This window comes from Pseudactinotalea sp. Z1739 (assembly GCF_049725055.1).
GTDB lineage: Bacteria > Actinomycetota > Actinomycetes > Actinomycetales > Beutenbergiaceae > CALKWS01.
In genome coordinates this window covers 60,937-85,831 of record NZ_JBMPQA010000011.1, presented here as the reverse complement: position 1 = coordinate 85,831, position 24,895 = coordinate 60,937, and the positions used below count along the sequence as shown (strand labels likewise).

Below are 24,895 nucleotides of genomic sequence, written 5' to 3'. Positions count from 1 at the left end.
GGGCCCTCAGTTCTCCTCGGGCAGACCCAGCCAGGAGTGCCAGCCGTTGTGCAACACCAGCCAGGCCAGCAGCCCGTAGCCGGCCTGGCCGGGGTGCACGCCGTCCCCGGCGGCGACGTCTGCCTGCCACTGCTCGTGGGAACGCAGCGGCGCGAACGTCTCCACGTAGGGCACCCGCCGCCGCCCGCAGACGTCGGCGTAGGCTTCGGACAACCCGGCAAGCCCGGTCTCGGACGCTCCCGGACGCGGGGGAGGCCCGACGACGAAGGTCGGGATGGCGCGGGAGGCCGCGTCGTCGAGGACGTTGGCCAGGTTCAGCCGGCTCCGCGCCAGGGAGATCCCGTGCTCCAGGTCAGCACACCCAGGCGCCACCACCAGGTGGCCGGGCTCCTTGCCGAACCGGCGGTTGCACTCGCTCTCCCACCGACCGGCCAAGGCCGTGCTGGTCTCCCCGGGTACGGCCAGGGTGAAGAACGCCGGTGGCTCCTCGGCGCGGGTGCGGGCGGCCACCCGGCCGACCCACCCCATGCCGCGGGCATCGCCGACTCCGGCGACCAACTCGTCCCCGACGATGCAGATCCGTGTGCTCACCGGGTGAAGGCTTCGTCCAGCAGTGTCTCCTGCTCGCGCGCGTGCACCTTGCCCGAGCCGGTGGACGGTGCCGCCGATTCCGGCCTGGTGACGCCCCGGATACCCCGCTGCGCCACCGCGGGCACCGCCTCGGGAAGGTTCACGTACAGGTAGTTCCACGCGCCCTGGTTGCGCGGCTCGTCCTGCACCCAGAGCAGTTCGGCGTCGCCGTAGCGGTCGAGTTCGGCAGCGATCTCCGCGGCCGGCAGCGGGTAGAACTCCTCCACCCGTACCAGCGCGGTGCGGTCGTCGTTCTCCTTGATCCGGCGCGCGAGCAGGTCGTAGTAGATACGTCCGCTGCACAGCATCACCCGGTCCACCTTGGCGGCGTCGATGTGCTCATCGCCGATCACCGGGCGGAAGGTGCCGGTGGTGAAGTCTTCCACCTGGGACGTCGCCGCCCGCAGCCGCAGCAGCTGCTTGGGGGTGAACACCACCAGGGGCAGACGCGGGCGCTGGTAGGCCTGGCGCCGTAGCAGGTGGAAGTGGTTGGCCGGGGTGGAGGGCTGGGCAACGATCATGTTGTCCTCGGCGCCGAGTTGCAGGAACCGCTCGATCCGAGCCGAGGAGTGGTCCGGACCCTGGCCCTCGTACCCGTGCGGCAGGAGCAGCACCACCGAGGAATTCTGGCCCCACTTCTGCTCCGCGGAGGAGATGAACTCGTCGATGACGATCTGGGCACCGTTGACGAAGTCACCGAACTGGGCCTCCCACAGCACCAGGGCATCGGGACGCTCCACCGAGTAGCCGTACTCGAAGGCCAGTGCCGCGTACTCACTCAGCAGGGAGTCGTGCACCCAGAACTTGGCCTGGTCGGCGGCCAGATACATCAGCGGGGTCCACTCCGCACCGGTGTGGTAGTCGTGCAGGACCGCGTGCCGCTGCACGAACGTGCCGCGACGGGAGTCCTGACCGGCCAGGCGCACCGGGGTGCCCTCCAGGAGCAGCGACCCGAAGGCCATCAACTCCCCGAAGGCCCAGTCCACGTTGCCCTCGGTGGCCATCTTGGCCCGCCGCTGCAACAGCTTGTCCAGTTTCGGGTGCACCGTGAAGCCCTCCGGCGGGCGCGTGTGCGCTTCACCGACGCGGGCCAGCAGGTTGGCCGGCACGGCGGTCTGCCAGCCGACCATCACCCCGGCGTCCTCCTGCTGGGACTCCGGACGCTCCAGGCCGGCCACCGTTGTCGGGTCACCGGAGTTCTCGGCGTTGCGCGACTCGGTGAAGACCCGCTCCAACTCCTTGCGGTAGTCGGCGAGGAACTCCTCGGCCTCCTCCTCGGTGAGGTCACCGCGTCCCACCAGCGCCTCGGTGAACAGGGTGCGCACCGAGCGCTTGTCCTCGATCAGGGAGTACATCACCGGCTGGGTCATCGAGGGGTCATCACCCTCGTTGTGCCCGCGGCGACGGTAGGACACCATGTCGATGATGACGTCGCGGTTGAACTCCTGGCGGTAGTCGAAGGCCAGCGCCGCGACGTGCGCCACCGCCTCCGGGTCATCACCGTTGACGTGGAAGATCGGTACCTGCAGACCCTTGGCCACGTCGGTGGCGTAGAGCGTGGACCGGGTGGAGGAGGCACCGGCGGTGAAGCCGACCTGGTTGTTGATCAGGATGTGCACGGTGCCGCCGGTGCGGTAGCCGCGCAACTGAGCGAGCTGGAGGGTCTCGGTGACCACGCCCTGGCCGGAGAACGCGGCGTCACCGTGGATCAGGATCGGCAGCACCGAGAAGCCCGAGCCGCCCATGTCGATCCGGTCCTGCTTGGCCCGCACCACACCTTCCAGCACTCCGTTGACCGCCTCCAGGTGGGAGGGATTGGCAGCCAGGTAGACCTTGGTGGTCTCCCCGTCCACAGCGGTGTAGGTGCCCTCGGTGCCCAGGTGGTACTTGACGTCACCACTGCCCTGCACGGTGCGCGGGTCCTGGTTGCCCTCGAACTCGGCGAAGATCTGCCGGTAGGACTTGCCCGCGATGTTGGCCAGCACGTTCATCCGGCCACGGTGCGGCATCCCGATGGCCACCTCGTCCAGGCCCTCCTGGGCGGCGCGCTGCAGGATCCGGTCCAACATCGGGATGAGGGACTCGCCACCTTCGAGGCTGAAGCGCTTCTGACCCACGTACTTGGTCTGCAGGAACGTCTCGAACGCCTCGGCGGCGTTGAGGGTGCGCAGGATCTGGCGCTGCTCGGCTCCGACCGGCTTGGTCCAGCCCGACTCCAGGCGGCGCTGCAACCAGCGTCGCTGGGCGCCATCGTGCAGGTGCATGTACTCCACGCCGATGGTGCGGCAGTAGGAGTTGCGCAGCAGTCCGAGGATGTCGCGCAGCGGCATCCGGGCCTTGCCACCGAATCCGCCGGTGGGGAAGGTCCGGTCCAGGTCCCACAGGGTCAGGTTGTGGTTCTGCACGTCCAGGTCGGGGTGCTTGCGTTGGCGGTAGGCCAGCGGGTCGGTGTCGGCGATCAGGTGGCCGCGGGACCGGAAGGCGTGGATCAGTTCGGCGATCCGGGCCGGCTTGGTGAGTTCCTCGTCCTCGGTGCCGGCGATGTCGGTGGTCCAGCGGACCGGCTCGTAGGGGACGCGCAACGACGCGAAGACGCGGTCGTAGAAGCCGTCCTCACCGAGCAGCTTGGAGTGAACGATCCGCAGGAAGTCACCGGACTGGGCGCCCTGGATGATCCTGTGGTCGTACGTGGAGGTCAGGGTCATCGTCTTGGAGATGCCCATCCGGGCCAGGGTCTCGGACGAGGCGCCCTGGAACTCGGCCGGATAGTTCATGGCGCCCACGCCGACGATGGTGCCCTGGCCCTGCATCAGCCGCGGTACCGAGTGCTCGGTGCCGATGGTTCCGGGGTTGGTCAGGGTGATGGTGGTGCCGGCGAAGTCCTCCACCGTCAGTTTCCCGTCGCGGGCCTTGCGAACCAGTTGCTCGTAGGCGAGCCAGAACTCGGCGAAGTTCATCTGCTCCGCGCCCTTGATCGAGGGCACCAGGAGCTGGCGGGTGCCGTCCGGGCGGGGCAGGTCGATCGCCAGGCCGAAGTTGACGTTGGCCGGGTTGACGATCCCCGGCTTGCCGTCCACCTCGCGGTAGCCGGCGTTCATCTCGGGCATATCCGCCAGTGCCTCGACGATCGCGAACCCGATCAGGTGGGTGAAGGAGACCTTCCCGCCCCGGCCGCGCTGCAGGTGGTTGTTCAGCACGATCCGGTTGTCCACCATCAACTTCGCCGGGATGGAGCGTACGCTCGTGGCGGTGGGGACGGTCAGCGAGGACTCCATGTTGGTGACCACGCGGGCCGCGGCCCCACGCAGCCGTGAGGCCTCGTCATCGCCGCCGGTGCTCCGCGGGCCACCGGCGGTGGGGGCCGAGGTGTAGGTGGCAGTGGCGGCCACGGCGGTCACCTCGGGAGCGGCCGGGGGCAGGTCGGCGGGGACCTGGGTGCCCGAGGCGTCGGTCTTCTCGGCCTGCACCGAGTCGGCCGAGTGTGCCTCGGCGTCCACCGGTGCGGGGTCCGGGGCGGGCTCGGCGACGGCCCGGGCGGCCCTGGCCTGCCGGGCGGGTTCGTCGCGACCGGACTCGGCGCCGCCGGTCTCGTCGGTGCCGGACTCGGACTGTTCGGCGTCATCCGCGCCGTCGGCTGTGGGCGCGCCGTCGGTGCCGTTGTCCGCGCTCGCGCTCGCGTCCTCATCACGGTAGGACGCGAAGAACTTCCGCCAAGCGGGATCGACGAGGGAGGCGTCCTTCTTGTATTTCGCGAACTGCTCTTCGATGAGCCATTCGTTTCCGCCGAAGGATTCCGCGCTCAGCGCGGGGTTTGCTGGGGCCTGCTCGGACACGCGGGGATCGCCCTCTTCCACAACGATGAGTGTGTTGATGAACACCCCCAGCCTAAGCGACGAGGTCCCGGGGAACGTCGTCAAAGTGCCGTGGAGCACACGGAAATCTCGGGATCGAGCGGATGTCGACCCGGCTGTTCAAGAGCCGGTCAACACCGAGTCAGCGATCGCGCTCAATGGGGTCGACTGCTGGTGTGGCCGTCACTTCGACCCGGGCCAGGTGCTGCGGGCCGGGGAGGGTCCCGTGGTGGGCAGCCGAACCCGGACCGTGGTGCCCAGCGGCGGGGTGGAGTCCGCGATGGCGATGGTGCCGCCGTGCAGGCCGACAGCCCAGCGGGCGATGGCAAGGCCCAGACCGGTGCCGCCGGTGGACTCACCGACACGCTGGTCCGGGGCGTTGCCGCGTTCGAATCGTTCGAAGACCTTGACCCGGTCCGCCTTCGGGATGCCCTCGCCCTCGTCGGTCACATCGATCACCACCTCGTCGCCGGCGCTGCCGTACCGTGCCAGCAGTTGGATCCGGCCGCCGTCGGGCGAGTGCCGGGAGGCGTTGGCGACCAGGTTGGACAGGACCTGCCGCAGGCGTTCCACGTCGGCGCGCAAGCGCAGGTCCTCCGGGGTGGCGCGCACCTGCCAGGTCAGTTCACGGGTGTGCTGCGCGGCGGCGTGACGGGCCTGGTCCGCCACCTCCTGGAGCAGGTCTTGCACGGTCACATCGGTCAGGTCCAGGTTCACCGCGCCTGCTTCCAGGCGGGACAGGTCTAGCAGATAGGTGACCAGCCTGGACAGCCGTTCCAACTGGGTCAGCGTGGCCTCCAGCGCCGGACCGTCGGCCGGCACCACCCCGTCGGCCATGTTCTCCAGCTGCGCGCGCAGTGCGGCGACGGGGGTGCGCAGTTCGTGCGAGACGTTGGCCACCATCTCCCGTCGCTGGCTGTCCAGGGTGTGCAGTTCGGTGGCCATCGAGTTGAAGGCGGTGGTGAGTTCGCCGACCTCGTCCTGGCTGTCGGTGTGCACCCGGGTGCTGTATTCCCCACGCGCCATCGCCCGGGCAGCGGCAGTCATCTCGCGCAGCGGCCGGGTCATCCCCCGCGCCAGGATCTGAGTGATGAGCAAGGAGGAGACCAGGGCCACCGGGAAGGTGCGTAGCACGCCGAAATCGAACCGGATACCCACCCAGGTCACCAGCGTGAACATCACCACCGTGGCAGCGATGATCACGATCAGTTTCATCTTGATCGAGCGCATCGGGTCCAGCGGACGCAACTCGGCCAGCGCGGTGGTGAACCGGCGCCACCAGGTCACCTCGGTGGAACGCGCGTGCCGCAGGCTCGAGGTGTTCACGGTGGTGCCTCAACCACCGGTGGGTTCGAAGGAATAGCCGACGCCGTGCACGGTGCGGATGAGGTCCGCACCCAGCTTCCGCCGCAGCGCTTTGACGTGGGAGTCCACGGTCCTCGTGCCCGAGGCGTCGGCCCAGTCCCACACCTCGGCGAGGAGGCGCTCGCGGGACAGGACGGTGCCCGGTTGGGTGGCCAGGCAGACCAACAGGTCGAACTCGGTGGGGGTCAGATGTGCCGGCTCCCCGCCCCGCTGCACCCGGCGCGAGGCGCGGTCGATCCGCACGTCGCCGAGTTGGATCGGAGGTTCGGCGGAACTGTTCACCGCCGCGTTGCGGGCCCGCTGCACTCGTCGCAGCAGCACCTTGAGCCGGGCGAGCAACTCACGCATCGAGAATGGTTTGGTCATATAGTCATCGGCGCCCACCCCCAGACCGATGATCATGTCGGTCTCATCGTCGCGCGCGGTGAGCATCAGGATCGGGGCGCCCGGTGCCGACTCACCATGGTGGTCGGACTGGATCCGGCGGCACACCTCCAGGCCGTCGATGCCGGGCAGCATCACATCCAGCACGATGATGTCCGGGCGCACCTCGCGGGCGCGCTCGACCCCGGCGTGGCCGTCGTGGGCCACGTGCACCTGCCACCCTTCGGCTTCCAGCCGGTGGGCGATCTGGGCGGCGATCTCCGTCTCGTCCTCGATGATCAGGGCCACGGTCGCTGTCGTGCCAGGCATGGCCAAACTCTGTCACACATCCCCGCGCGAGGGGGTGAACCCTCCTGGCCGACCTGTGGGCCGCGATCCTCGACCACACATCCCCGCGCGAGGGGGTGAACCCCCGCGTCTGCCCAGCACGTCATCCGTCTGGCGCACACATCCGCGCGCGAGGGGGTGAACCGTGCGCGCGGGCAGGGGTGCCGGGTGCTGCGGGTTGTGAAGGAATTGTCCACAGGTGTGGCGACTTCCACAGCGGAAGCCGGCAACGTTGCCCCGGCACCGTGTCCGTACCGTTATAGTGGCTCGCGGTGCGTTTGCGCACCGTCCGATGTTCCTGTATCCCCGCCGTGCCGCCGGAGACTGTGTGACTGCCAAGCGTGTGTCGAACGAGACCGCGCTGACCCGACGCCAGTTGCGCGAGCAGGCCCGGCTCGAGGCCGCCCGGAGGAACCGGCCGCACCGCCCTGCAGGGCGGTGGATGGGTCGATTGGCCGTGCTCACCGCGCTGGGCCTGGCTACCTGGGTGGTCCCGGCCACGGGCGTGGTGCTGCCTCAGGTCGAGGTCGAGGAGGATCGGCCGGCGATGCTGGCCGACGCCAGTGCGCTGGACACCCTGGTCAGCGATGTGCCCTCGGAGTCCGACGCGCACGCGACGACGGCGCTGCTCGCCGACCCGGAGGCCTCCGGCCGGGCGCTGGTGGCCGCCAGTCGCAACCTGGCCGAGCGCGGTGCCCCCGGTTGCGGGGTGTCGGCGGTGGAGGCGAACGGAACCCTGGCCGCGGAGTCCTCCTCCAGCGAGGTGGACCTGGTGCGACCGCTGTCCGATGGCAGTTACCGGCTCACCTCCCACTACGGCTACCGGATCCACCCCATCTTCGGGCGCTACTCCGAACACACCGGGCTGGACTTCGCCGCACCGGTGGGGACCCCGATCCATGCCATTGCCGACGGCGTGGTGACCCATGCCGGTGCGGGCCGGGACGGGCGCAGCGGAATGTTGGTGATCATCGAGCACGAGATCAACGGTGCTCCGGTGTGGAGTTGGTACGTGCACATGTACCCCAACGGCGTCTACGTCAACGTGGGCCAGCAGGTGGCTGCGGGCGAGGTAATCGGTGCGGTGGGTTCTTATGGCAACTCCACCGGACCGCACCTGCACCTGGAGATCCACGTGGATCAGAATCTGACCACGGTGGACCCGAACGTCTGGCTGAACCAGCAGGGCGCGCTGCCGCTGAACTCCGAGACGATGGCCTGCGCCCAGGACTGAGTTGTCCCGAAGGCCCGAACGGCCCGGCAATGCGCCTGAGCGACGGGCTCGGCAATCGCCTGAGCGACGACTGGGTGGTTCTGCGCGCGATCTCGCCGTCGACCGGTCTGGTGTCAGGGGGATTCCGGCGCCGCTGCTGGGTGGCCCCGACACCAAAGTGCTGGTGCCCCCGACAGGATTCGAACCTGTGGCCTTCTGCTCCGGAGGCAGACGCTCTATCCACTGAGCTACGGGGGCGTGGTCACCGAGACGAGAGGCTATCAGCACTGACGGGGTGAGACCGAACCGCAGGGCAAGGTGCGTCCGGGGTCACACCTGAGGCCGCCCCGCAGCGGGGTGCCCTTACGATGAGAACCGTGATGTATTGACGAGAACCACCGATTGATCGCACCGAGGAGTTGCCGCGATGACCCAACCGCCCGCGCAGGGACCCGGTAGCGGACCGGAGGGTTCTGATCACCCCACCCAGTCCTTCGGTCATCCCGCAGCTGACCAGCCCACGCGTTCCTTCCCGTCCCCGGGTGGTGACGCTCAGCCGGGTTACGGCCAGCAGCCTGCCCATGGGCAGCCTGCCCACGGTCAGCAGCCCGGTTACGGTCAGCAGCCCGGCTACGGCCAGCAACCCGGCTACGGCCAGCAACCCGGCTACGGCCAGCAGCCTGGTTACGGCCAGCAGCCTGCTCATGGGCAGCCCGGTTATGGTCAGCAGGCCGGCTACGGCGGGGCGTCCGGGTCGCAGCAACGCCGTCGGTCGCCCGCACCGATCGTGGTCGGGGTGATAGTGGCCGTACTGGTGCTCGCTGGCCTGGTCTTCGCCGCTGTGAGCCTCGCCGGCGGCGATGACGAGGACCCGGCTGGAGGCCCCGGGACCGAGGAGACGACGCAGGCACCGGACGCGGGGGACCAGCCTGAACCGGCCGACACCGATACGGGTGAGGACACCGACGAAGGGAGCGCCGACGAGGGGGACGCCGGCGAGGAGGGCGCGGCCGAGGACGACGCCCGTGACGAACCCGAGACCGAGCCCACCGGTGGCGAGTTGTACGACCACCTGAACCAGCACGCCACCGTGGTGGACGCGGAGAACTCCCAGTGGACCATCGACGAGGCCGGCTGGACCGACCACGAACTCGACGGGGCCAGCCCGGCCGAGGCCTACACCGCCGACTTCAACTCAGATGCCGACGAGTCACTGACCATGTGGGCCGCGCTGTTCGATGACCTCGACGAGACGGTCACCACCGCCGAGGGGCTGGTGGACGAACGCGGCCCCGCCGATGAGACCGGCGAGGTCTGGCGTATCGAGGATGACTCCGAGGTTGAGGACGACCTCGCGTACGGCGTCTTCCACATGTGGCAGGACGGGTCCGAGATCGAGGTGATCTGGTGGGACGACACCGGCGTGGTGCGGCACCTGAGCGGTCCGGCCGAATCCACCTGGGACTTCTACCTGTGGGTCTCGATCTGACGTTGTGTGGCAGGAGGACCTGACCGGCCGGGTGGCCGCGGCGCTCGATCGTGACGATCTGGTGCTGGTGCGCGCACCTGCCGATCAGGGCGACTGGGCGACCCTGGTGCTACCGCCGCGACCAGTGGGGTCGGTGCTGGACCTGCCGGTCGTGCAGCGGACGACCTGGCAGCATGGCCGGCTCTTCCTCACCCTGACCACCACCGCTCGCGGTCAGGTCGTGGCCGACCTCCTCACCGGACGGAACCCGCCACCGCCGGCCCCGCCGCCGGCCGACTCCGAGCGGGCCAGGCGCTCGGCGACGCTGGCTCGCGCCGGTGGCGGAGTCGACCTCATGCCCGGCCGGCTCTACCCGGTACGTCGTGCCCATGCCCGAACCGCGATGCTGCTGCGCCAGGGCGTCGACCACGGGGTGCTGCCTGCGCCCGAGGTCCCGGCCGGCGACGTACTGCCCGGGGTGCTGGCAGGGATCTGGCGGGACCTGGCGCACACCCGCACCGAGGACGCCCGCACCCGCGCGCTGCTGCTGGCGCTGGCGGCCGCCCACCTGGCCCGCCATCGCGCCCGCCTTCAGGACCGTGGCGCCCCGGTGGTGTCCAACCTCCGGCAGATCACGGGCGCGTTCACCGACTGGTTCGCCCACTCCCGGTCCACACCCCGTGGCCCGATCACCGCTGATGCCCCCATCATGGATACCTACCGCCTCAACCTCGCCCTGGCCTGTGCGACCGGGCTGGTGCTCCGCACCGGCCTGCGGGAACTGGGCCTGACCGCACCGGAGAACCTGTGAGCACACCACCTGACGCCCACCTGTGGCCGTCCCGCACCACCGTGACCGAGGGGGCGTGGTCCGTGGACGGGCTTTCCCTCGCTGACATCGCCGAGGAGTTCGGCACACCCTCATACGTGCTGGACGTGGCCACGCTGCGGGAGCGGGCCCGGCGCTACCGCGACGCCCTCGCCGGCGCATTCGCTCCGCAGGGCATCGAGGTGGATGTCTACTACGCCTCCAAGGCCTTCAGTTCCACCGCGGTGCTGCGCTGGGTGCACGAGGAAGGCTTGGGGGTGGACGTGGCGAGCCTGGGGGAACTTTCCACCGCGCTGAAGGCGCAGGTGCCACCCACCCGGCTCGGCCTGCACGGGAACAACAAGTCCGACGACGAACTTGACCTGGCGGTGCGCTCCGGTGTGGGACGCATCGTCGTGGACTCACTGGAGGAGATCGAGCGTGTGGCACAGGTAGCCGCCGCGCACGGGGTGCGCCAGGGCGTCCTGGTGCGGGTGACCACCGGAGTGCACGCCGGCGGGCACGACTTCATCGCGACCGCGCACGAGGACCAGAAGTTCGGGCTGTCGCTGGCCACCGGCGCGGCCCGCCGGGCGCTGGAGACCATCGCTGCCACCACCTCGTTGCGCCTGCTCGGCCTGCACTCCCACATCGGCTCCCAGATCACCGGCAGCGCTGGATTCGCCGCGGCTGCCCAGGCGCTGCTGGGCCTGCGCGCCGACTTCGCCGCCGACCACGACTACGTGATGCCAGAGGTGGATCTCGGTGGTGGCTTCGGAGTGGCTTACACACCCGGTGAGCAGGAACTCGACATCACCGCCGCCGCCGGCGAACTCGCCGAGGTGGTGCGCTCCCAGAGTTCCCGGGACGGGCTGCCTGCTCCGGCTATCTCCTTCGAGCCCGGGCGGGCGATCATCGCCCCGGCGATGCTGACTCTGTACCGGGTCGGCACGTGCAAACCGGTGCGCACCGAGGAAGGCACCACCAGGCTCTATGTCTCGGTCGACGGGGGGATGAGCGATAACCTGCGCCCGGCCCTGTACGGGGCCGATTACCACGCACAGGTGGTCGGCCGGGACATCCCCGGCGATACCGTGGCGGCCCGTGTGGTGGGTATGCACTGCGAGAGCGGGGACATCGTGGTACGTGACGTGAGGCTGCCGGCCGGGATCAGCCGCGGGGACCTGCTCGCGGTTCCGGTCACCGGAGCCTACGGACGCTCAATGGCCTCCAACTACAACCTGGTGCCCCGACCCGGTGTGGTCGCGGTGCGGGACGGGGCGGCGCGCGAGATCGTGCGCCGCGAGAGCGTGGCCGACCTGCTCGCACTCGACGTGGGCTGAGCCGGCACCAGCCTCGCCTCCCCGTCCACCCGTCCACGCATCGGTCAGCACCACGGGCCTTCCACGGCGCCCCTTAGGGTGAGTCCGTCACCGCCGAGAGGAGATCATGGACACCATCGCGTCAGAACCAGTCCTGCGGGTCGCCGTGCTGGGCTGCGGAACGGTCGGCACCGAGGTGATCCGGGGACTGCGCACGCAGGCCGAGGAACTGGCTGCCCGCAGCGGGACCCGCATGGAGATCAGTGCGATCATCGTGCGTGACACCACCCTCGCGCGAGACCCGGTGGTGCCGACGGAGTTGCTGGGCACCGATGCCCGGGCCGCGGTCGAGTCGGCCGACCTCGTGGTGGAGTTGATGGGCGGTATCGAACCGGCGCGCAGCCTCATCGTGGCCGCACTGCGCCGCGGTGCCGGCGTGGTCACGGCGAACAAGGCGCTGCTGGCCACCCACGGCCCGGAGTTGTTCGAGGCCGCCGACGCCGCCGAGGCGGACCTGTTCTTCGAGGCTGCGGTGGCCGGTGCGGTGCCGGTGGTGCGCGGGGTGCGCGAATCCCTGGCCGGAGACTCCATCAGTCGCATCGTGGGCATCGTCAACGGCACCACGAACTACATCCTGGACCAGATGAGCACCGCGGGCGTCGACTTCGACGAGGCCCTAGCCCAGGCCAAAGCCCTGGGCTACGCCGAGGCTGACCCCACCGCTGACGTCGACGGGCTGGACGCCGCGGCCAAGGCGGCGATCCTGGCCTCCCTGGCCTTCCACTCCCGTATCCACCTCGATGACGTGGCGGTCTCCGGGATCCGCGACATCACGCCCTCGGACATCGCGGCGGCCAAGCACTCCGGCCACGTGCTCAAACTGCTGGCGATCGCCGAACAGCGTCAGGACGAGACCGCCCGCGGCGTCGCGGTGCGGGTCCACCCTGCGCTCATCCCGCTGGACCACCCCCTCGCCAATGTGCGGGAGGCCTACAACGCCGTGCTGGTGCAGGCCGAGGGCGCGGGCACGCTGATGTTCTACGGCGCCGGTGCCGGCGGAGCGCCGACAGCCTCGGCGGTGCTGGGTGACCTGGTCGCTGCGGCCCGCCACCGCTCCACCGGGGGGCGTGCACCGGCGGAGTCCGACTACGCTGCGCTGCGCTCCCTGCCGGCCGAGTACGTGCAGACGCGTTACCAGGTGCGCCTGGAGGTGCGCGACCGGCCCGGCGTGCTGGCCACGCTGGCGACCACCGTGTCGGAGCAGCACGTCTCGGTGGAGACCGTGCGGCAGACGGCCACCGAGGAGGGCCAGGCCACGCTGGTGCTCATCACCCACCTGGCCGATGAGCGGGCCCTGCAGGCGATGATCGAGGCAGTCGATAGGCTCGAGGACGTGCTGAGGATCTCCTCGGTGCTACGCGTGGAGGGACACTGATGGCCAAGCCGTGGCGGGGCGTGATCGCCGAGTACGCCGAGCGACTGCCGATCGATGACGTGGATCCGGTCATCACCTTGGGTGAAGGTGGTACCCCGCTGGTCCCGGCCCCGAGCCTCTCGGCCGCGACCGGCGCCCAGGTTCACATCAAAGTCGAGGGCGCCAACCCCACCGGGTCGTTCAAGGACCGCGGGATGACGATGGCGATGAGCAAAGTGGCCGGCGCCGGCACCGAGGTTGTGGTCTGCGCCTCCACCGGGAACACCTCGGCCTCCGCCGCGGCCTACGCCGCCCGGGCCGGACTGCGCTGCGCGGTGATCCTGCCCGCCGGAAAGATCGCGGCGGGCAAGCTCGCCCAGGCGATCGTGCACGGTGCCGAACTGGTGGCCGTGGACGGGAACTTCGACGACTGCCTGCGGATCGTGCGGCACCTGTCCCAGGCCTACCCGGTGGCACTGGTGAACTCGGTGAACCCGTACCGGCTGCACGGGCAGAAGACGGCTGCCTTCGAGGTGGTCGACGTCCTGGGGGACGCCCCGCACATCCACGTGCTCCCGGTGGGCAACGCCGGGAACATCAGCGCCTACTGGATGGGGTACCGGGAGTACCTCAGCGATGACCTGGCCACCCGCACCCCACAGATGTGGGGCGTCCAGGCCGAGGGCGCGGCTCCGCTGGTCAAGGGGGAGGTGGTGGAGCACCCGGAGACCGTGGCCACCGCGATCCGGATCGGCAACCCCGCCTCCTGGGAACTGGCGGTGGCGGCGCGGGACGATTCCGGCGGGCGCATCGACGCCGTCAGCGACGCCCAGATCCTGGCTGCCCAGGAGCTCCTGGCCCGCGAGGTGGGCATCTTCGTCGAACCGGCCTCCGCGGCGAGCGTGGCCGGTCTGCTCTCCCGCGCCGAGGAGGGCGCGGTGCCCGAAGGCGCCCAGGTGGTGTGCACCGTGACCGGGAACGGCCTGAAGGACACCGCCACCGCGTTGGGGCAGCGCCAGATCGACCCGCCCGTGATCTCCACCGACCCGGCAGCTGCGGCCCGCGCACTCGGATTGGACTGAGCGGTGCGGCTGGTCCGTGATCAGGTCACCGTGACGGTGCCCGCCACGTGCGCGAACCTGGGTCCGGGTTTCGACTCGTTCGGACTGGCCGTGGCCATCCATGACGTGGTGCAGGTCCGCGCCACCACCGGCGCCACCCGCGTGCACGTCAGCGGCGCCGGGGCGCAAGAGGTGCCCGACGGCGAGGAGCACCTGGTGGTCCGCGCGATGCGGGTGGCCCTGGACCAGGTGGGCGCCCCACAGGCGGGGCTGGAACTGCGATGCGCCAATGCGATCCCGCACGGGCGTGGACTGGGGTCCTCCGCCGCAGCGGTGGTCGCCGGGTTGCTGGCGGTGCGGGAACTGATCTCCGAGCCCGAGGCCCTGGACGACGGGCTCATCCTGCAGGTGGCCACCGAACTCGAAGGCCACCCCGACAACGCCGCCCCGGCCTTGCACGGGGGCGCCACCATCGCCTGGACGGATCAGGGACAGGCCCACGCGGCACAGGTACCGGTGCATGACCTGGAGGTCACGGTGCTGATCCCGCAGCGCCGGCTGTCCACCTCCCGGGCTCGTACCGCGCTTCCACGAACCATCGCCCACGCCGACGCCGCCGCCAACTCCGCCCGCGCCGGGCTGCTCACGCTCGCACTGGGCAGCCGCCCGGATCTGTTGTTCGCAGCCACCCAGGACTGGCTGCACCAGCGTTACCGGGCCGACGTGATGCCGGAGAGCCTGGAGTTGCTGGACCGGTTGCGCCGGGCGGGCCTGCCTGCGGTGATCTCCGGAGCCGGACCCACCTTGCTGCTGTTCGGGGCCCTGCCGGCAGAGCAACTGGCCACCATCCCGGCCGGCTGGCGGGTGCGCCACCCCGACGTCGACCGGCACGGACCGCGGGTCGCCGCGCCCTGAGGGGCCCGGCGTTGATTTCTGGGGAGAGTGCGGTGCTAGGCTTGCATCGCACCCCGGGCGGGCGTGGACACGCCGCCGTTGACCAGGGTGTACCCCCAAAGTTTTCAGGCGCTGTGGCGCGGGCCGGTGCTTTCCGGCCGTGCGGCGCACCGACGCCGGTGATCGCACCGGCAGACTCTCGTGCCTGGGCCCGGTGACCGGGCCCTGGTCTCATCGAGGGAAGGAACCTCGTGACCGATACCACCAACGCCCCCGGCGGCGACCTCAGTGCGCTCAAGGTTGCCCAGTTGCAGCAGATCGCGGCCGAACTCGGCATCAAGGGTGCCCGGCGGATGCGCAAGAGCGATCTGATCGACGCCCTCCGCTCCGGTCAGGGCGGCCCGTCGGGTCAGGGCGGCTCGGGTCAGGGCGGCCCGGCACAGCCCGAGCGCCCAGCCGAGACACCCACGCAGGGCACACTCGACGGCGATGACGGCGATGACGGCGGTACGGCCACCGCGAGCGGAGATGGCGCCCCGGGCGGGGCGGGCCCGCGCCAGGATGCACCGGAGGGGGCCTCGCAGCAGCGCGGCCGTGCTCCGCAGGGTCCCTCCGGCGGTGCCGGTGGCTCCGGTGACTCCGACCGGAACGGGAAGAAGGATCGGCAGGGCGGGCAGGGACAGCAGGACCAGCCCGGTCGGCAGGACCGGCAGGATCAGCAGGGCACGTCGGATCAGCAGGGCAAGCAAGCCCAGCAGGGCCCGTCCGGTAAGCGGGGCCAGCAGGGTCAGCCGGGTCGGCAGAACCAGCAGGGAAAGCAAGCCCAGCAGGACCAACAGGGCGGGCAGGGACAGCAGGACCAACAGGGCAAGCAAGCCCAGCAGGGCAAGCAAGCCCAGCAGGACCAACAGGGCAAGCAAGCCCAGCAGCGCGGCCAGGGTGAGAAGTCCGGGCAGGGCGACCGTCGTCGTCCCAGCGTCGATGACATCCAGCTGCCCGAGCCGCGCGGCCTGGACTCCGAGGGCGACCAGCGCCGTCGAGCCACCCGCGGCCAGGGAAGTCCGGGGCCCTCCGATGGCGACTTCCGCCCCGATGACTCCGACCGCGGTAACCGGCGGCGCCGGGGGCGCGAGCGGAGCCGGGACCGTAAGCGTCGCGGTGGGCGCTCCGAGGAGGCGAACTACGACGACGTCGAGATCTCACCCGATGATGTGCTGATCCCGATCGCGGGGATCCTGGACATCCTGGACAACTACGCATTCGTGCGGACCTCTGGGTACTTCCCCGGCTCGAACGACGTCTACGTCTCGCTGAACCAGGTGAAGAAGCACGGGTTGCGCCGGGGTGATGCGATCGTTGGTGCGGTCCGTCAGCCCCGGGAGGGCGAACAGGCGAACCAGCGGCAGAAGTTCAACGCCCTGGTGCGACTGGACACCGTGAACGGGGCTCCGGCCACCGAGGCGCTGGACCGTCCCGAGTTCGATTCGCTGACGCCCTTGTACCCCAGCGAACGCCTTCGACTGGAGACCACGGCCTCGAACCTGACCACCCGGGTCGTCGATCTGGCCGCCCCCCTGGGCAAGGGCCAGCGTGGGCTGATCGTGGCGCCGCCCAAGGCCGGGAAGACGGTCCTGCTGCAGCAGATCGCCAATGCGGTCTCGGACAACAACCCCGAGGCTCACCTGATGGTGGTGCTGGTGGATGAGCGCCCCGAAGAGGTCACCGACATGCAGCGCACGGTCAAGGGTGAGGTCATCTCCTCCACGTTCGACCGACCCGCCTCGGATCACACCGTGGTGGCCGAACTGGCGATCGAGCGGGCCAAGCGGCTGGTCGAACTCGGCCAGGATGTGGTGGTGCTGCTGGACTCCCTGACCCGGTTGGCGCGCGCCTACAACCTGGCCCTGCCCGCCTCCGGCCGGGTGCTCTCCGGCGGCATGGATGCTGCGGCGCTGTACCCACCGAAGCGGTTCTTCGGTGCCGCGCGCAACATCGAGCACGGGGGATCCCTGACCATCCTGGCCTCGGCTGCGGTGGAGACCGGTTCGACCATGGACGAGGTGATCCTCGAGGAGTTCGAGGGCACCGCGAACTCCGAGGTGCGGCTCAGTCGTGAACTGGCGGACAAGCGGATCTTCCCGTCGGTGGACGTCAACGCCTCCAGCACCCGCCGGGAGGAGTTGCTGATCGGGGAGGGCCAGTTGCAGATCGCGTGGAAACTGCGCCGCAGCCTGGCCGGGAAGAGTCCCCAGGAAGTGATCGAGGCGTTGTTGACCCGGATGCGTGGTTCGGCCACCAACGCCGAGTTCCTGGCCACCGTGAACAAGACCACTACCTCCACCGGCAGGGCCGCGAGCAAGGCTGCCAACTGAGCATCCGGTGTGCCGGTGGGCACCTTCTGAGAGGCTGTCGTGATGAGTGAGTTCGACGGCGTCGAGGCGCTCTTGTCCGAGTACACCCGGATCGAGGAGGATCTGGCCGACCCGGACGTGCACGCCGACACTGCCCGGGCCCGCTCGCTGGGGCGGCGTTACGCCGAACTCGGCCGGATCGTGGCGGCCTACCGGGAGTGGACCCGCGCCCGGGGCGACGCCGAGGCCGCGCGCGAACTCGGCCGGGACGACCCAGGGTTCGCGGCCGAGGTGGAGCCGATGGAACGGGCCGAGGCGACCGCAGCCGACCGGTTGCGCCAGGTGCTCATCCCGCGCGACCCCGACGACGGACGTGACGTGATCCTGCAGGTCAAGGCCGGCGCCGGGGGAGAGGAGTCGGCGTTGTTCGCTGCCGACCTGCTACGGATGTACCTACGCTTCGCCGAGCGGCAGGGATGGTCGACCCAGGTGCTGGACACCACCGCCTCGGACCTGGGCGGGATCAAGGACGTCTCGGTGGCGATCAAGTCCCGGTCCGCCGATCCCGGCGACGGGGTATGGGCCCATCTGAAGTTCGAGGGTGGGGTGCACCGGGTGCAGCGCGTGCCGGTGACCGAGTCGGCCGGGCGGATCCACACCTCGGCCGCCGGTGTCGTGGTGTTGCCAGAGGTGGAGGATCCCGGTGAGGTGGAGATCGCCGCCAACGACCTGCGGATCGACGTCTACCGCTCCTCCGGGCCCGGTGGGCAGAGCGTGAACACCACCGACTCGGCGGTCCGGATCACCCATGAGCCCACCGGGATCGTGGTCTCGATGCAGAACGAGAAGTCGCAGTTGCAGAACCGCGAGGCCGCCATGCGGGTGCTGCGCGCCCGGTTGCTGGCCGCACAGGCCGAGGCCGCTGCTGCTGAGGCCGCTCAGGCCCGCCGGTCCCAGGTGCGCACCGTGGACCGCAGCGAGCGGATCCGCACGTACAACTTCCCCGAGAACCGGGTGGCCGACCACCGCACCGGGTACAAGGCCTACAACCTGGACCAGGTACTCGACGGCGACCTCGGCGCGCTGATCGGCTCGGCGATCGAGATGGAAGAAGCGGAGCGGATCGCCGGTGCCACCCAGTGAGGACCGATCGGCCCCACCCGAGCAATCGGATCTGCGCCACCTGATCAGGGCCGCGACCGCCATCCTGACCGAGGCGCAGGTGCCCAGCGCCGAGTCCGACGCGATCAGCCTGGCCGAGCACGTGCTCGGCATCCACCGCCTGGTCCTGGTGATGCCTCCGCCGCTCCCGGAGGAGTTCACCGCCGATTACGCGGCCGTGGTGGAGCGGCGGCGGCGCCGGGAACCACTGCAGCACATCACCGGCTGTGCGCACTTCCGGCACCTGGCCCTACAGGTACGCCCGGGGGTGTTCATCCCGCGCCCGGAGACCGAGGTCGTCGCCGGACACGCGGTATCCGCCGCGCACGCTGTGCGCCGGGCCGGCCGTGATCCGCTCGTACTGGACCTGTGCTGCGGTGCCGGGCCGATCGCCGTCTCGGTGGCAAGCGAGGTCCCCGGCTCGTCGGTGCTGGCGGTGGACGCCGAGGGCGCCGCGGTGGACCTGACCCTGGCCAACGCCGCCGCCGCGCGCGTCCGCATTCGGGCGATGGTCGCGGATGTGCGTCAGGAGGACCTCCTGGCCGACCACGAGGGGCAGGTGGACGTGCTCGTGGCCAACCCGCCCTACATCCCTCCCGATGCTGTGCCGCAGCAGCGCGAGGTTCGCGAGCACGATCCGGACCTGGCCCTGTACGGTGGCGGCCCGGACGGGCTCGATATCCCCCGCGCCGTCATCCGCGCCGCGGCCCGGCTGCTGCGGCCCTCAGGCGTATTCATCATGGAGCACGCCGAGGTGCAGGCGGGCGCGGTACGTGACGTGGTCAGCGACACCGGAGGCTTCACCGAGGTGTCGACGGCGGAGGACCTGAGCGGGCGGGCGCGGATGGTGCTGGCCCGGCGCCGCTGAGTCGGTGCCGCGTGATCACACCGGCCAGGTACCAACCCAGGACCACCCCGCCGAGGTTGGCCAGCACATCCAGCCAGTCGCCACCGCGTCCGGGCAGGGCTAGGTGCTGGACGAGCTCGCTGGCGAAGGCGTGCGCGATCAGTGCCGGAGCCAACCAGGCCAGGGACAGTCCCAGCAATCGTCCGGTGAGGATCACGCCGGCGAAGATGAGCATGTGTGCGACCTTGTCCGCACCGGGCACCTCCACCTCGGCGACCGCGGGCACCCTGGGCAGGTAGAGCACCAGCAGGTGCACCCCCACGCTGACGGCGAAGGCGATGCGCAGCAGGACCGCATGGGCCCGGGAGGCAGAACTCACCAGCACACCATGGCACGAGACACCATGGCACGAACCGGAGCCACGACGGCAGCGCCGGTCATGGGAGACTTTGTGCCGTGACTGAGCACAACCTGCGCGATTGCACCGAGCCGGCCACCTGGTGGCCGCATGTGGACGAAGCCGTGCGCACCCTGTCCCGGGGGGCGCTCGCGGTCATTCCCACCGACACCGTCTATGGGATCGCCGCCGACGCCTTCACTCCGGACGCGGTGGATGCACTGCTGGCGGCCAAGGGCCGCGGACGGCAGATGCCCCCACCGGTGCTGATCGGTGATGTGCGCACGCTGGACGGCCTGGCCATCGATGTGCCCCAGGTGGTGCGTGACCTGGTGGAGCGCTTCTGGCCGGGCGCGCTGACCGTGATCCTGCCCGCCCAGCCCTCGTTGATGTGGGACCTGGGCGAGACCGAGGGCACAGTGGCGCTACGGATGCCGGACGAGGAGTTCACCCTCGCTCTGCTGCGCAAGACCGGGCCGCTGGCGGTCTCCAGCGCGAACCGTACCGGGCAGCCAGCGGCGCTGAGCGCGGCCGAGGCGGCCGAGCAACTGGGCAGTGCGGTGAGCCTGTACCTGGACGGCGGGCCGGCGCCGGGGCAGCAGCCCTCGACGATCGTCGACGCCACCGGGGAGCGGCTGCGGATCGTTCGTCAGGGAGCGATCAGTGCCGACGAACTGGCGCAGGTGGCGCCGGAACTGGCGCCGGAACCGGCAGGGGAGTCGGACCGGGCCCAGGACCCGGTACCGGCACCGGACGAGGCCGGGGATCCGGCACTGGACCCGGACATGGCCCAGGAGCCCGCCCCGGGGCCGGGTGAGGCCCAGGAGCCCGCCCCAGAGCCGGACCAGGCCCACGAACAGACCCAGAGCCCGGCACCGATCTCCGATACGGCCCGGGAGCCTGACAACCAGTGAGGATCTACCTGCTCCTGATGGCGGTGGCCGCTGCCGTGAGCTTCCTGGCCACCCCGCTGGCGTGGCAGGTGGCGCACCGGCTCAAGGCGGTCACCCCGGTGCGGGATCGGGACGTGCACACCGCCCCCACACCCCGCCTGGGCGGGGTGGCGATATTCCTGGGGCTGGCCACCGCGATGGTGGTGGCCGCCCAGGTGGAGTTCCTCGAGCGCGTCTTCGCCGACAATCTGCCCTGGGCGATCCTGATGTGCGCGGGTCTGATCTGCCTGCTCGGGGTTGCCGATGACATCTTCGACCTGGACTGGCTGACCAAACTGGTCGGGCAGGTCCTCATCGCCGGACTGCTCGCCTGGCAGGGTGTGCAGTTGATCACCTTCCCGGTGTTCGGACTGACCATCGGCTCCTCCCGGCTGTCTCTGGTGGCCACCGTCATCGCGGTCGTCTTCGCGGTGAACGCGGTGAACTGGGTCGACGGCTTGGACGGCCTTGCCGCCGGCGTGATCGCGATCGGTGGTGCGGCCTTCTTCGTCTACACCTACCTGCTCACCCAGATCACCAGCCCCACCGACTACTCCAACCTGGCCACTGTGGTGATCGCCTGCCTGGTGGGGGCCTGTGTGGGGTTCCTCCCGCACAACTTCTTCCCCGCGCGCATCTTCATGGGCGATTCCGGAGCGATGATGCTGGGTCTGGTGATCTCGGCCGCAGCGATCGTGGTGACCGGTGACATCAACCCGGGCCTGATCGCCACCCGCCAGGCTTTCCCCGCATTCGTACCGATCCTGCTGCCGCTGGCGGTGCTGATGCTCCCGCTGCTCGATGTGATCATCACGGTGCTGCGCCGCCTCGCCGCCGGCAAGTCCCCGTTTCACGCCGACCGTAAACACCTGCACCACCGCCTGCTCGACCACGGCCACTCCCACCGTCGTACCGTCGTGATCCTGTACGTCTGGACCGCCGTCTTCGCCGCGTCGGCGGCCGCCACAGCAATCTTCCCGGTCGGGTGGGTGATACTGGGAACGGTGGTCGCCGTCGTCCTGGCCGTCTTCATCTCCGTGGTGCACCTGCCGGTACGCACCCCGCAGGGCTGGCACAGGATGCGCCGTTGACCACACCGCACCGCCCCTCCCCGAACGGTCAAGGACCTCACCTCGTGAACGAACCCGTCTTTCTCAACGACGCCGTGGTGCGCACCAGCGCCATGCTCGACATGATCCGTACCGTGCTGCGCCGGATGCTGCTGGCCACGGTGATCGGCGCGGTCCTGGGAAGCGGGATCGGGTATCTGATCGCCCAGATGCCGGGTGTATGGGCGGCACTGGTAGCCGCCGGGATCGGCCTGTTCTTTACCGGAACCACCGTGCTGCTGATCTACCTGGTGGTCGGACGCGGCCCCGAACTGCTCCAACTGGTGCTGCTGGGCGGGTGGATCATCAAGATGGCGGTGGTCCTGGTGTTGCTGCTGTGGTTACGGAACCTGGATTTCTACCACCGGGAGACCTTCGTCGGGGTGCTGATCCTGCTCGCCCTGACCCTGGTCGCGGTGGAGTTGGTCACAGTCATCCGGACCCCGCTGCCCGCCGTCGACCTGTCCCGGCGCGCACCGCTGCGGCCCGGATTCCCCGTCGACGCCGACCAGGAACCGACGGTGACGTCCGCGGCATCGCCCGACGATGCGCCCGGCCCGGACGCCACCGCGGGGAAGGACCCCGGCGGTGAACACGGGAGGGATCAGGATCAGGTAGGCTGATCGCCGTATTCCCACCCCCGCGCCTGTCGCCCTGCCCCTGACCTGCCTCTGAGCGAGGTCACGGGCCGGAGGTTCCCAGGCCACGCATCTGAGGGAGAGAGTCCTGTCCGCCGCTGCCCCCATGCCCCTCGTCGCGGCCGCTGACGACCCCGCCGAGTTCCACGCCCCCGGGATGGAGGAATTCTTCCCGGAGATGATCTTCGGACAGCCGGACGGCTGGTTCGCCTTCGACCGGCTGATGCTGGTCCGCCTCGTCGTGGCCGCCGTCCTGCTGCTGCTGCTGTGGCTGGCGGTCCGCCGGGTGACGCTGGTGCCCGGCCGCGGTCAGGCGGTCGTGGAACTGCTGGTGGACTTCGTCCGTCTCCAGATCGTGGAGCAGATCATGGGCAAGGAGCGCGCCAAGCCCTTCCTGCCGATGCTCACGGTGATCTTCGTGACGATCTTGGCGATGAACCTGGCCAGCGTGATCCCGTTCCTGAACATCGGTGGCACCTCGCGGGTCGGCCTACCGTTGGTGATGGCGGTGTGGGTGCTGCTGACCTACTTGGCCGCCGGTGTGCGGGCTCAGGGCCTGGGTAAGTACCTCAGGGGCCAACTGTTCCCGCCGGGTATCCCGTGGCCGATGTACATCATCATCACCCCGATCGAGATCCTGCAGGTGTTCATCCTGCGGCCGGCCACGCTCACCATCCGTCTCACCGTGGCCATGGTCGCCGGGCACCTGATGCTGGTGCTGGCATTCGCCGCGACCCACTTCCTGCTCCTGGAGGCCAGCGCGGGGATGACCGTGTTCGCCCCGGTGACACTGTTCGGTGGCCTGTTCATCACGGTCCTGGAAGTGTTCATCTCAGCCCTTCAGGCCTTCATCTTCACCATCTTGTCCGCGGTCTACCTCAACTTCGCGTTGGAAGACCACTGACGGGCCGGGCCGGCAACGCCCGGCCCCATGTTCGTCTCACCGAACTACCCTGAACTACACCACCGACGCCCAGCCCGGGCGCCATAGGAAGGAAACACAGTGGACAGCAACGTCACCGGCAACATCGCCACCATCGGTTACGGTCTTGCGACCCTCGGACCCGGTGTGGGTCTGGGCATCATGATCGGCCAGACCCAGGCGGCCACCGCACGCCAGCCCGAGGTGTCCGGCCAGCTCTTCCGGAACATGATCATCGGTGCCGGTCTGATCGAGGTGCTCGGCCTGCTGGGTCTGGTCGCGGGCATCATCCTCTGATACCAGCACAACGCTGAAAGAGGTGCCCATGCAGTACATCCAGTCACCCGCTGTGATCCAGGCGGACGAGTACGAGCCGAACCTGTTCGTGCCCCCGGGCTACGACATTCTCTGGTCGCTCGTCGTCCTGGTGATCATCGGCTTCTTCTTCTACAAGTTCCTGCTACCGCGGATCAATGCGGTCCTGGACGAGCGCGCCGCCAAGATCGAGGGCGGGTTGGCGCTGGCCGAGCAGGCTCAGACCGATGCCGCGGCGGCCAAGAGCGAACGGCAGGAGGAGTTGGCCCGGGCTCGTCGCGAAGCGGCGGAGATCCGCGAGGACGCCAACGCCCAGGCCGCCCAGATCGTGGCCGAGGCGCGCGAACAGGCCAAGGCCGAAGCGACGCGCCTGGTCGAGACCGCGAACCGGCAGATCGAGGCCGAGCGCCGCACAGCGGTGGTGTCACTGCGCTCCGAGATCGGCGGATTGGCCACTGAGCTCTCCTCCCGGATCATCGGTGAGTCGCTGGCCGACGACGCCCGCCAGTCGCGGGTGATCGACCGTTTCCTGGATGAGTTGGAGGCCGGCAGCGGCGAGCAGGAACTCGCCGACGCCGGTGTGTCGGCTGACACCGGCCCGGTTGACCAGGAGAAGTGATGCGGGCGAGTAGTCAGGCCTCCCTGGAGGCGGCCGAGCAGCGGTGGGAGCCCGTGCTGGCCGATGCCGGAGAGAACGCGCTGGAGCTGGGCACCGAGTTGTTCGCCGTCGTGGACGTGCTGGACGGCTCGGCGGCGCTGCGCCGCGCCCTGACCGACCCGGGCCGGGACGGAGCGGACAAGGCCCAGGTGGTGGCCGACCTGCTCGGAGGCAAGGTCTCCGAGACCGTGGTGGACCTGGTCTCGGGGATGGCCCGCAGCCGCTGGTCGGCCGAGAGTGACATCGCCGACGCGTTGTCCCAGTTGGCGATCGACTCGATGCTGGCCAGCGCCTCCGCCGCCGACTCCCTGGAGCAGGTCGAGGACGAGGTGTTCCGGGTGGGGCGCCTGCTCGCCGTCCACCGCGACCTGCGCCTGGCCCTGGCGGACTCGGCGATTCCAGTGGGCCGGCGCCAGGAACTGCTGCGCTCCGTGTTCGCCGAGAAGGTCAGCCCTGCCACGGCCACCTTGCTGGACCGCTCGCTGAGCAGCGTCCGGCACGCCTCGCTCGCGGCGGCACTGAACGAGATCAGCGAACTGGCGGCGCACCGTCGTCGTCGGCTGGTGGCCGTGGTGACGGCCGCGACCCCGCTGACCACCGCCCAACGGGACCGGCTCGGAGAGATCCTGGCCCGCTCCTACGGGCGCCAGGTCCAGGTGAACGTGGCGGTAGACCCCACGGTGCTGGGTGGGGTGAGGATCCAGATCGGTGACGACGTGCTGGACGGCACCATACTGACCCGCTTGGACGACGCCCGCCGGCGCCTGGCCGGCTGAACGAGACAAAACGATCGCCCACCGTGGCGGTCAGGAGAAAAGGACGAGAAAC

At 69.8% G+C, this 24,895-nt stretch carries 22 protein-coding genes and 1 tRNA gene; 17 read left to right on the top strand and 6 right to left on the bottom strand.

Annotated elements, in window-relative coordinates; genetic code table 11:
• Window positions 1–6 precede the first annotated feature (6 nt).
• The 4 genes from ACO0LV_RS14350 to ACO0LV_RS14335 form a co-directional block, all read right to left on the bottom strand.
• The gene (locus ACO0LV_RS14350; RefSeq protein ID WP_424788599.1) at window positions 7–591 is read right to left on the bottom strand and encodes a GDSL-type esterase/lipase family protein; all 585 of its coding nucleotides are present in this window, start codon (window positions 589–591) and stop codon (window positions 7–9) included.
• Window positions 588–4,484, bottom strand: a complete 3,897-nt coding sequence (locus ACO0LV_RS14345) for a multifunctional oxoglutarate decarboxylase/oxoglutarate dehydrogenase thiamine pyrophosphate-binding subunit/dihydrolipoyllysine-residue succinyltransferase subunit (protein WP_424788598.1) — start codon at window positions 4,482–4,484, stop codon at window positions 588–590. Before ACO0LV_RS14345 ends, ACO0LV_RS14350 begins: the two co-directional genes overlap by 4 nt.
• 180 nt (window positions 4,485–4,664) lie before the next feature.
• A complete protein-coding gene (locus ACO0LV_RS14340) occupies window positions 4,665–5,807 on the bottom strand; it encodes a sensor histidine kinase (RefSeq protein ID WP_424788597.1) in 1,143 nt (380 codons plus the stop codon).
• 9 nt (window positions 5,808–5,816) lie between these two features.
• Entirely contained in the window at window positions 5,817–6,539 is a 723-nt protein-coding gene (locus ACO0LV_RS14335) for a response regulator transcription factor (protein ID WP_424788596.1), read from the bottom strand.
• Between the two features lie 346 nt (window positions 6,540–6,885).
• On the opposite strand from ACO0LV_RS14335, the gene ACO0LV_RS14330 reads away from it, so the two are divergent.
• Window positions 6,886–7,791, top strand: coding sequence for a M23 family metallopeptidase (locus ACO0LV_RS14330; RefSeq protein WP_424788595.1), 906 nt, complete (start codon window positions 6,886–6,888; stop codon window positions 7,789–7,791).
• A 161-nt stretch (window positions 7,792–7,952) separates the two neighbouring features.
• Here the strand turns inward: ACO0LV_RS14330 and ACO0LV_RS14325 are convergent.
• Window positions 7,953–8,028 (bottom strand) — tRNA-Arg (locus ACO0LV_RS14325).
• A gap of 169 nt (window positions 8,029–8,197) precedes the next feature.
• On the opposite strand from ACO0LV_RS14325, the gene ACO0LV_RS14320 reads away from it, so the two are divergent.
• The 9 genes from ACO0LV_RS14320 (at window position 8,198) to prmC (ending at window position 19,117) form a co-directional block, all read left to right on the top strand.
• A complete protein-coding gene (locus tag ACO0LV_RS14320) occupies window positions 8,198–9,259 on the top strand; it encodes a hypothetical protein (RefSeq protein WP_424788594.1) in 1,062 nt (353 codons plus the stop codon).
• A 4-nt stretch (window positions 9,260–9,263) separates the two neighbouring features.
• Window positions 9,264–10,049 (top strand): hypothetical protein, encoded by a 786-nt coding sequence (locus tag ACO0LV_RS14315; protein ID WP_424788593.1) that lies wholly within the window; start codon window positions 9,264–9,266, stop codon window positions 10,047–10,049.
• A complete protein-coding gene (lysA, locus tag ACO0LV_RS14310; protein ID WP_424788592.1) occupies window positions 10,046–11,389 on the top strand; it encodes a diaminopimelate decarboxylase in 1,344 nt (447 codons plus the stop codon). Before ACO0LV_RS14315 ends, lysA begins: the two co-directional genes overlap by 4 nt.
• A gap of 106 nt (window positions 11,390–11,495) precedes the next feature.
• A complete protein-coding gene (locus ACO0LV_RS14305) occupies window positions 11,496–12,803 on the top strand; it encodes a homoserine dehydrogenase (RefSeq protein WP_424788591.1) in 1,308 nt (435 codons plus the stop codon).
• A complete protein-coding gene (gene thrC, locus ACO0LV_RS14300) occupies window positions 12,803–13,864 on the top strand; it encodes a threonine synthase (RefSeq protein WP_424788590.1) in 1,062 nt (353 codons plus the stop codon). Before ACO0LV_RS14305 ends, thrC begins: the two co-directional genes overlap by 1 nt.
• 3 nt (window positions 13,865–13,867) lie before the next feature.
• Entirely contained in the window at window positions 13,868–14,758 is an 891-nt protein-coding gene (gene thrB / locus ACO0LV_RS14295; protein ID WP_424788589.1) for a homoserine kinase, read from the top strand.
• A 230-nt stretch (window positions 14,759–14,988) separates the two neighbouring features.
• Window positions 14,989–17,109 carry a transcription termination factor Rho gene (rho, locus tag ACO0LV_RS14290; protein ID WP_424788588.1) on the top strand — a complete coding sequence of 707 codons (2,121 nt, stop codon included), beginning with the start codon at window positions 14,989–14,991 and terminating at the stop codon, window positions 17,107–17,109.
• Between the two features lie 42 nt (window positions 17,110–17,151).
• On the top strand, window positions 17,152–18,231 hold the full coding sequence (prfA, locus tag ACO0LV_RS14285; RefSeq protein WP_424788587.1) for a peptide chain release factor 1: 1,080 nt from the start codon (window positions 17,152–17,154) through the stop codon (window positions 18,229–18,231).
• A complete protein-coding gene (gene prmC / locus ACO0LV_RS14280) occupies window positions 18,218–19,117 on the top strand; it encodes a peptide chain release factor N(5)-glutamine methyltransferase (protein ID WP_424788586.1) in 900 nt (299 codons plus the stop codon). Before prfA ends, prmC begins: the two co-directional genes overlap by 14 nt.
• Here the strand turns inward: prmC and ACO0LV_RS14275 are convergent.
• Window positions 19,050–19,475 (bottom strand): VanZ family protein, encoded by a 426-nt coding sequence (locus tag ACO0LV_RS14275; RefSeq protein ID WP_424788585.1) that lies wholly within the window; start codon window positions 19,473–19,475, stop codon window positions 19,050–19,052. The two genes, prmC and ACO0LV_RS14275, sit on opposite strands and share 68 nt — an antisense overlap.
• Window positions 19,476–19,552: 77 nt before the next feature.
• Between ACO0LV_RS14275 and ACO0LV_RS14270 the strand changes: the two genes are divergently transcribed.
• The 7 genes from ACO0LV_RS14270 to ACO0LV_RS14240 all read left to right on the top strand — a co-directional run bounded on the left by ACO0LV_RS14270 (window position 19,553) and on the right by ACO0LV_RS14240 (window position 24,843).
• Window positions 19,553–20,407, top strand: a complete 855-nt coding sequence (locus tag ACO0LV_RS14270; RefSeq protein ID WP_424788584.1) for an L-threonylcarbamoyladenylate synthase — start codon at window positions 19,553–19,555, stop codon at window positions 20,405–20,407.
• Window positions 20,404–21,516 (top strand): MraY family glycosyltransferase, encoded by a 1,113-nt coding sequence (locus tag ACO0LV_RS14265; RefSeq protein WP_424788583.1) that lies wholly within the window; start codon window positions 20,404–20,406, stop codon window positions 21,514–21,516. The genes ACO0LV_RS14270 and ACO0LV_RS14265 overlap by 4 nt, the downstream gene beginning before the upstream one ends.
• Window positions 21,517–21,560: 44 nt before the next feature.
• Window positions 21,561–22,157 (top strand): hypothetical protein, encoded by a 597-nt coding sequence (locus ACO0LV_RS14260; protein WP_424788582.1) that lies wholly within the window; start codon window positions 21,561–21,563, stop codon window positions 22,155–22,157.
• 121 nt (window positions 22,158–22,278) lie between these two features.
• Window positions 22,279–23,076, top strand: a complete 798-nt coding sequence (atpB, locus tag ACO0LV_RS14255) for a F0F1 ATP synthase subunit A (RefSeq protein WP_424788581.1) — start codon at window positions 22,279–22,281, stop codon at window positions 23,074–23,076.
• A 99-nt stretch (window positions 23,077–23,175) separates the two neighbouring features.
• A complete protein-coding gene (atpE, locus tag ACO0LV_RS14250) occupies window positions 23,176–23,391 on the top strand; it encodes an ATP synthase F0 subunit C (protein WP_424788580.1) in 216 nt (71 codons plus the stop codon).
• Between the two features lie 28 nt (window positions 23,392–23,419).
• Complete coding sequence (locus ACO0LV_RS14245; RefSeq protein WP_424788579.1) at window positions 23,420–24,028, top strand: F0F1 ATP synthase subunit B; 609 nt, start codon at window positions 23,420–23,422, stop codon at window positions 24,026–24,028.
• Window positions 24,028–24,843 carry a F0F1 ATP synthase subunit delta gene (locus tag ACO0LV_RS14240; RefSeq protein ID WP_424788578.1) on the top strand — a complete coding sequence of 272 codons (816 nt, stop codon included), beginning with the start codon at window positions 24,028–24,030 and terminating at the stop codon, window positions 24,841–24,843. The genes ACO0LV_RS14245 and ACO0LV_RS14240 overlap by 1 nt, the downstream gene beginning before the upstream one ends.
• Window positions 24,844–24,895 lie beyond the last annotated feature (52 nt).

Excerpts from the sequence above, each read along its gene's own strand:
- ACO0LV_RS14335 (WP_424788596.1), bottom strand. The coding sequence starts at position 6,539 with ATGCCTGGCACGACAGCGACCGTGGCCCTGATCATCGAGGACGAGACG.
- ACO0LV_RS14320 (WP_424788594.1), top strand. The coding sequence starts at position 8,198 with ATGACCCAACCGCCCGCGCAGGGACCCGGTAGCGGACCGGAGGGTTCT.
- ACO0LV_RS14305 (WP_424788591.1), top strand. The coding sequence starts at position 11,496 with ATGGACACCATCGCGTCAGAACCAGTCCTGCGGGTCGCCGTGCTGGGC.
- thrC (WP_424788590.1), top strand. The coding sequence starts at position 12,803 with ATGGCCAAGCCGTGGCGGGGCGTGATCGCCGAGTACGCCGAGCGACTG.
- prfA (WP_424788587.1), top strand. The coding sequence starts at position 17,152 with ATGAGTGAGTTCGACGGCGTCGAGGCGCTCTTGTCCGAGTACACCCGG.
- atpB (WP_424788581.1), top strand. The coding sequence starts at position 22,279 with ATGCCCCTCGTCGCGGCCGCTGACGACCCCGCCGAGTTCCACGCCCCC.
- ACO0LV_RS14245 (WP_424788579.1), top strand. The coding sequence starts at position 23,420 with ATGCAGTACATCCAGTCACCCGCTGTGATCCAGGCGGACGAGTACGAG.
- ACO0LV_RS14240 (WP_424788578.1), top strand. The coding sequence starts at position 24,028 with ATGCGGGCGAGTAGTCAGGCCTCCCTGGAGGCGGCCGAGCAGCGGTGG.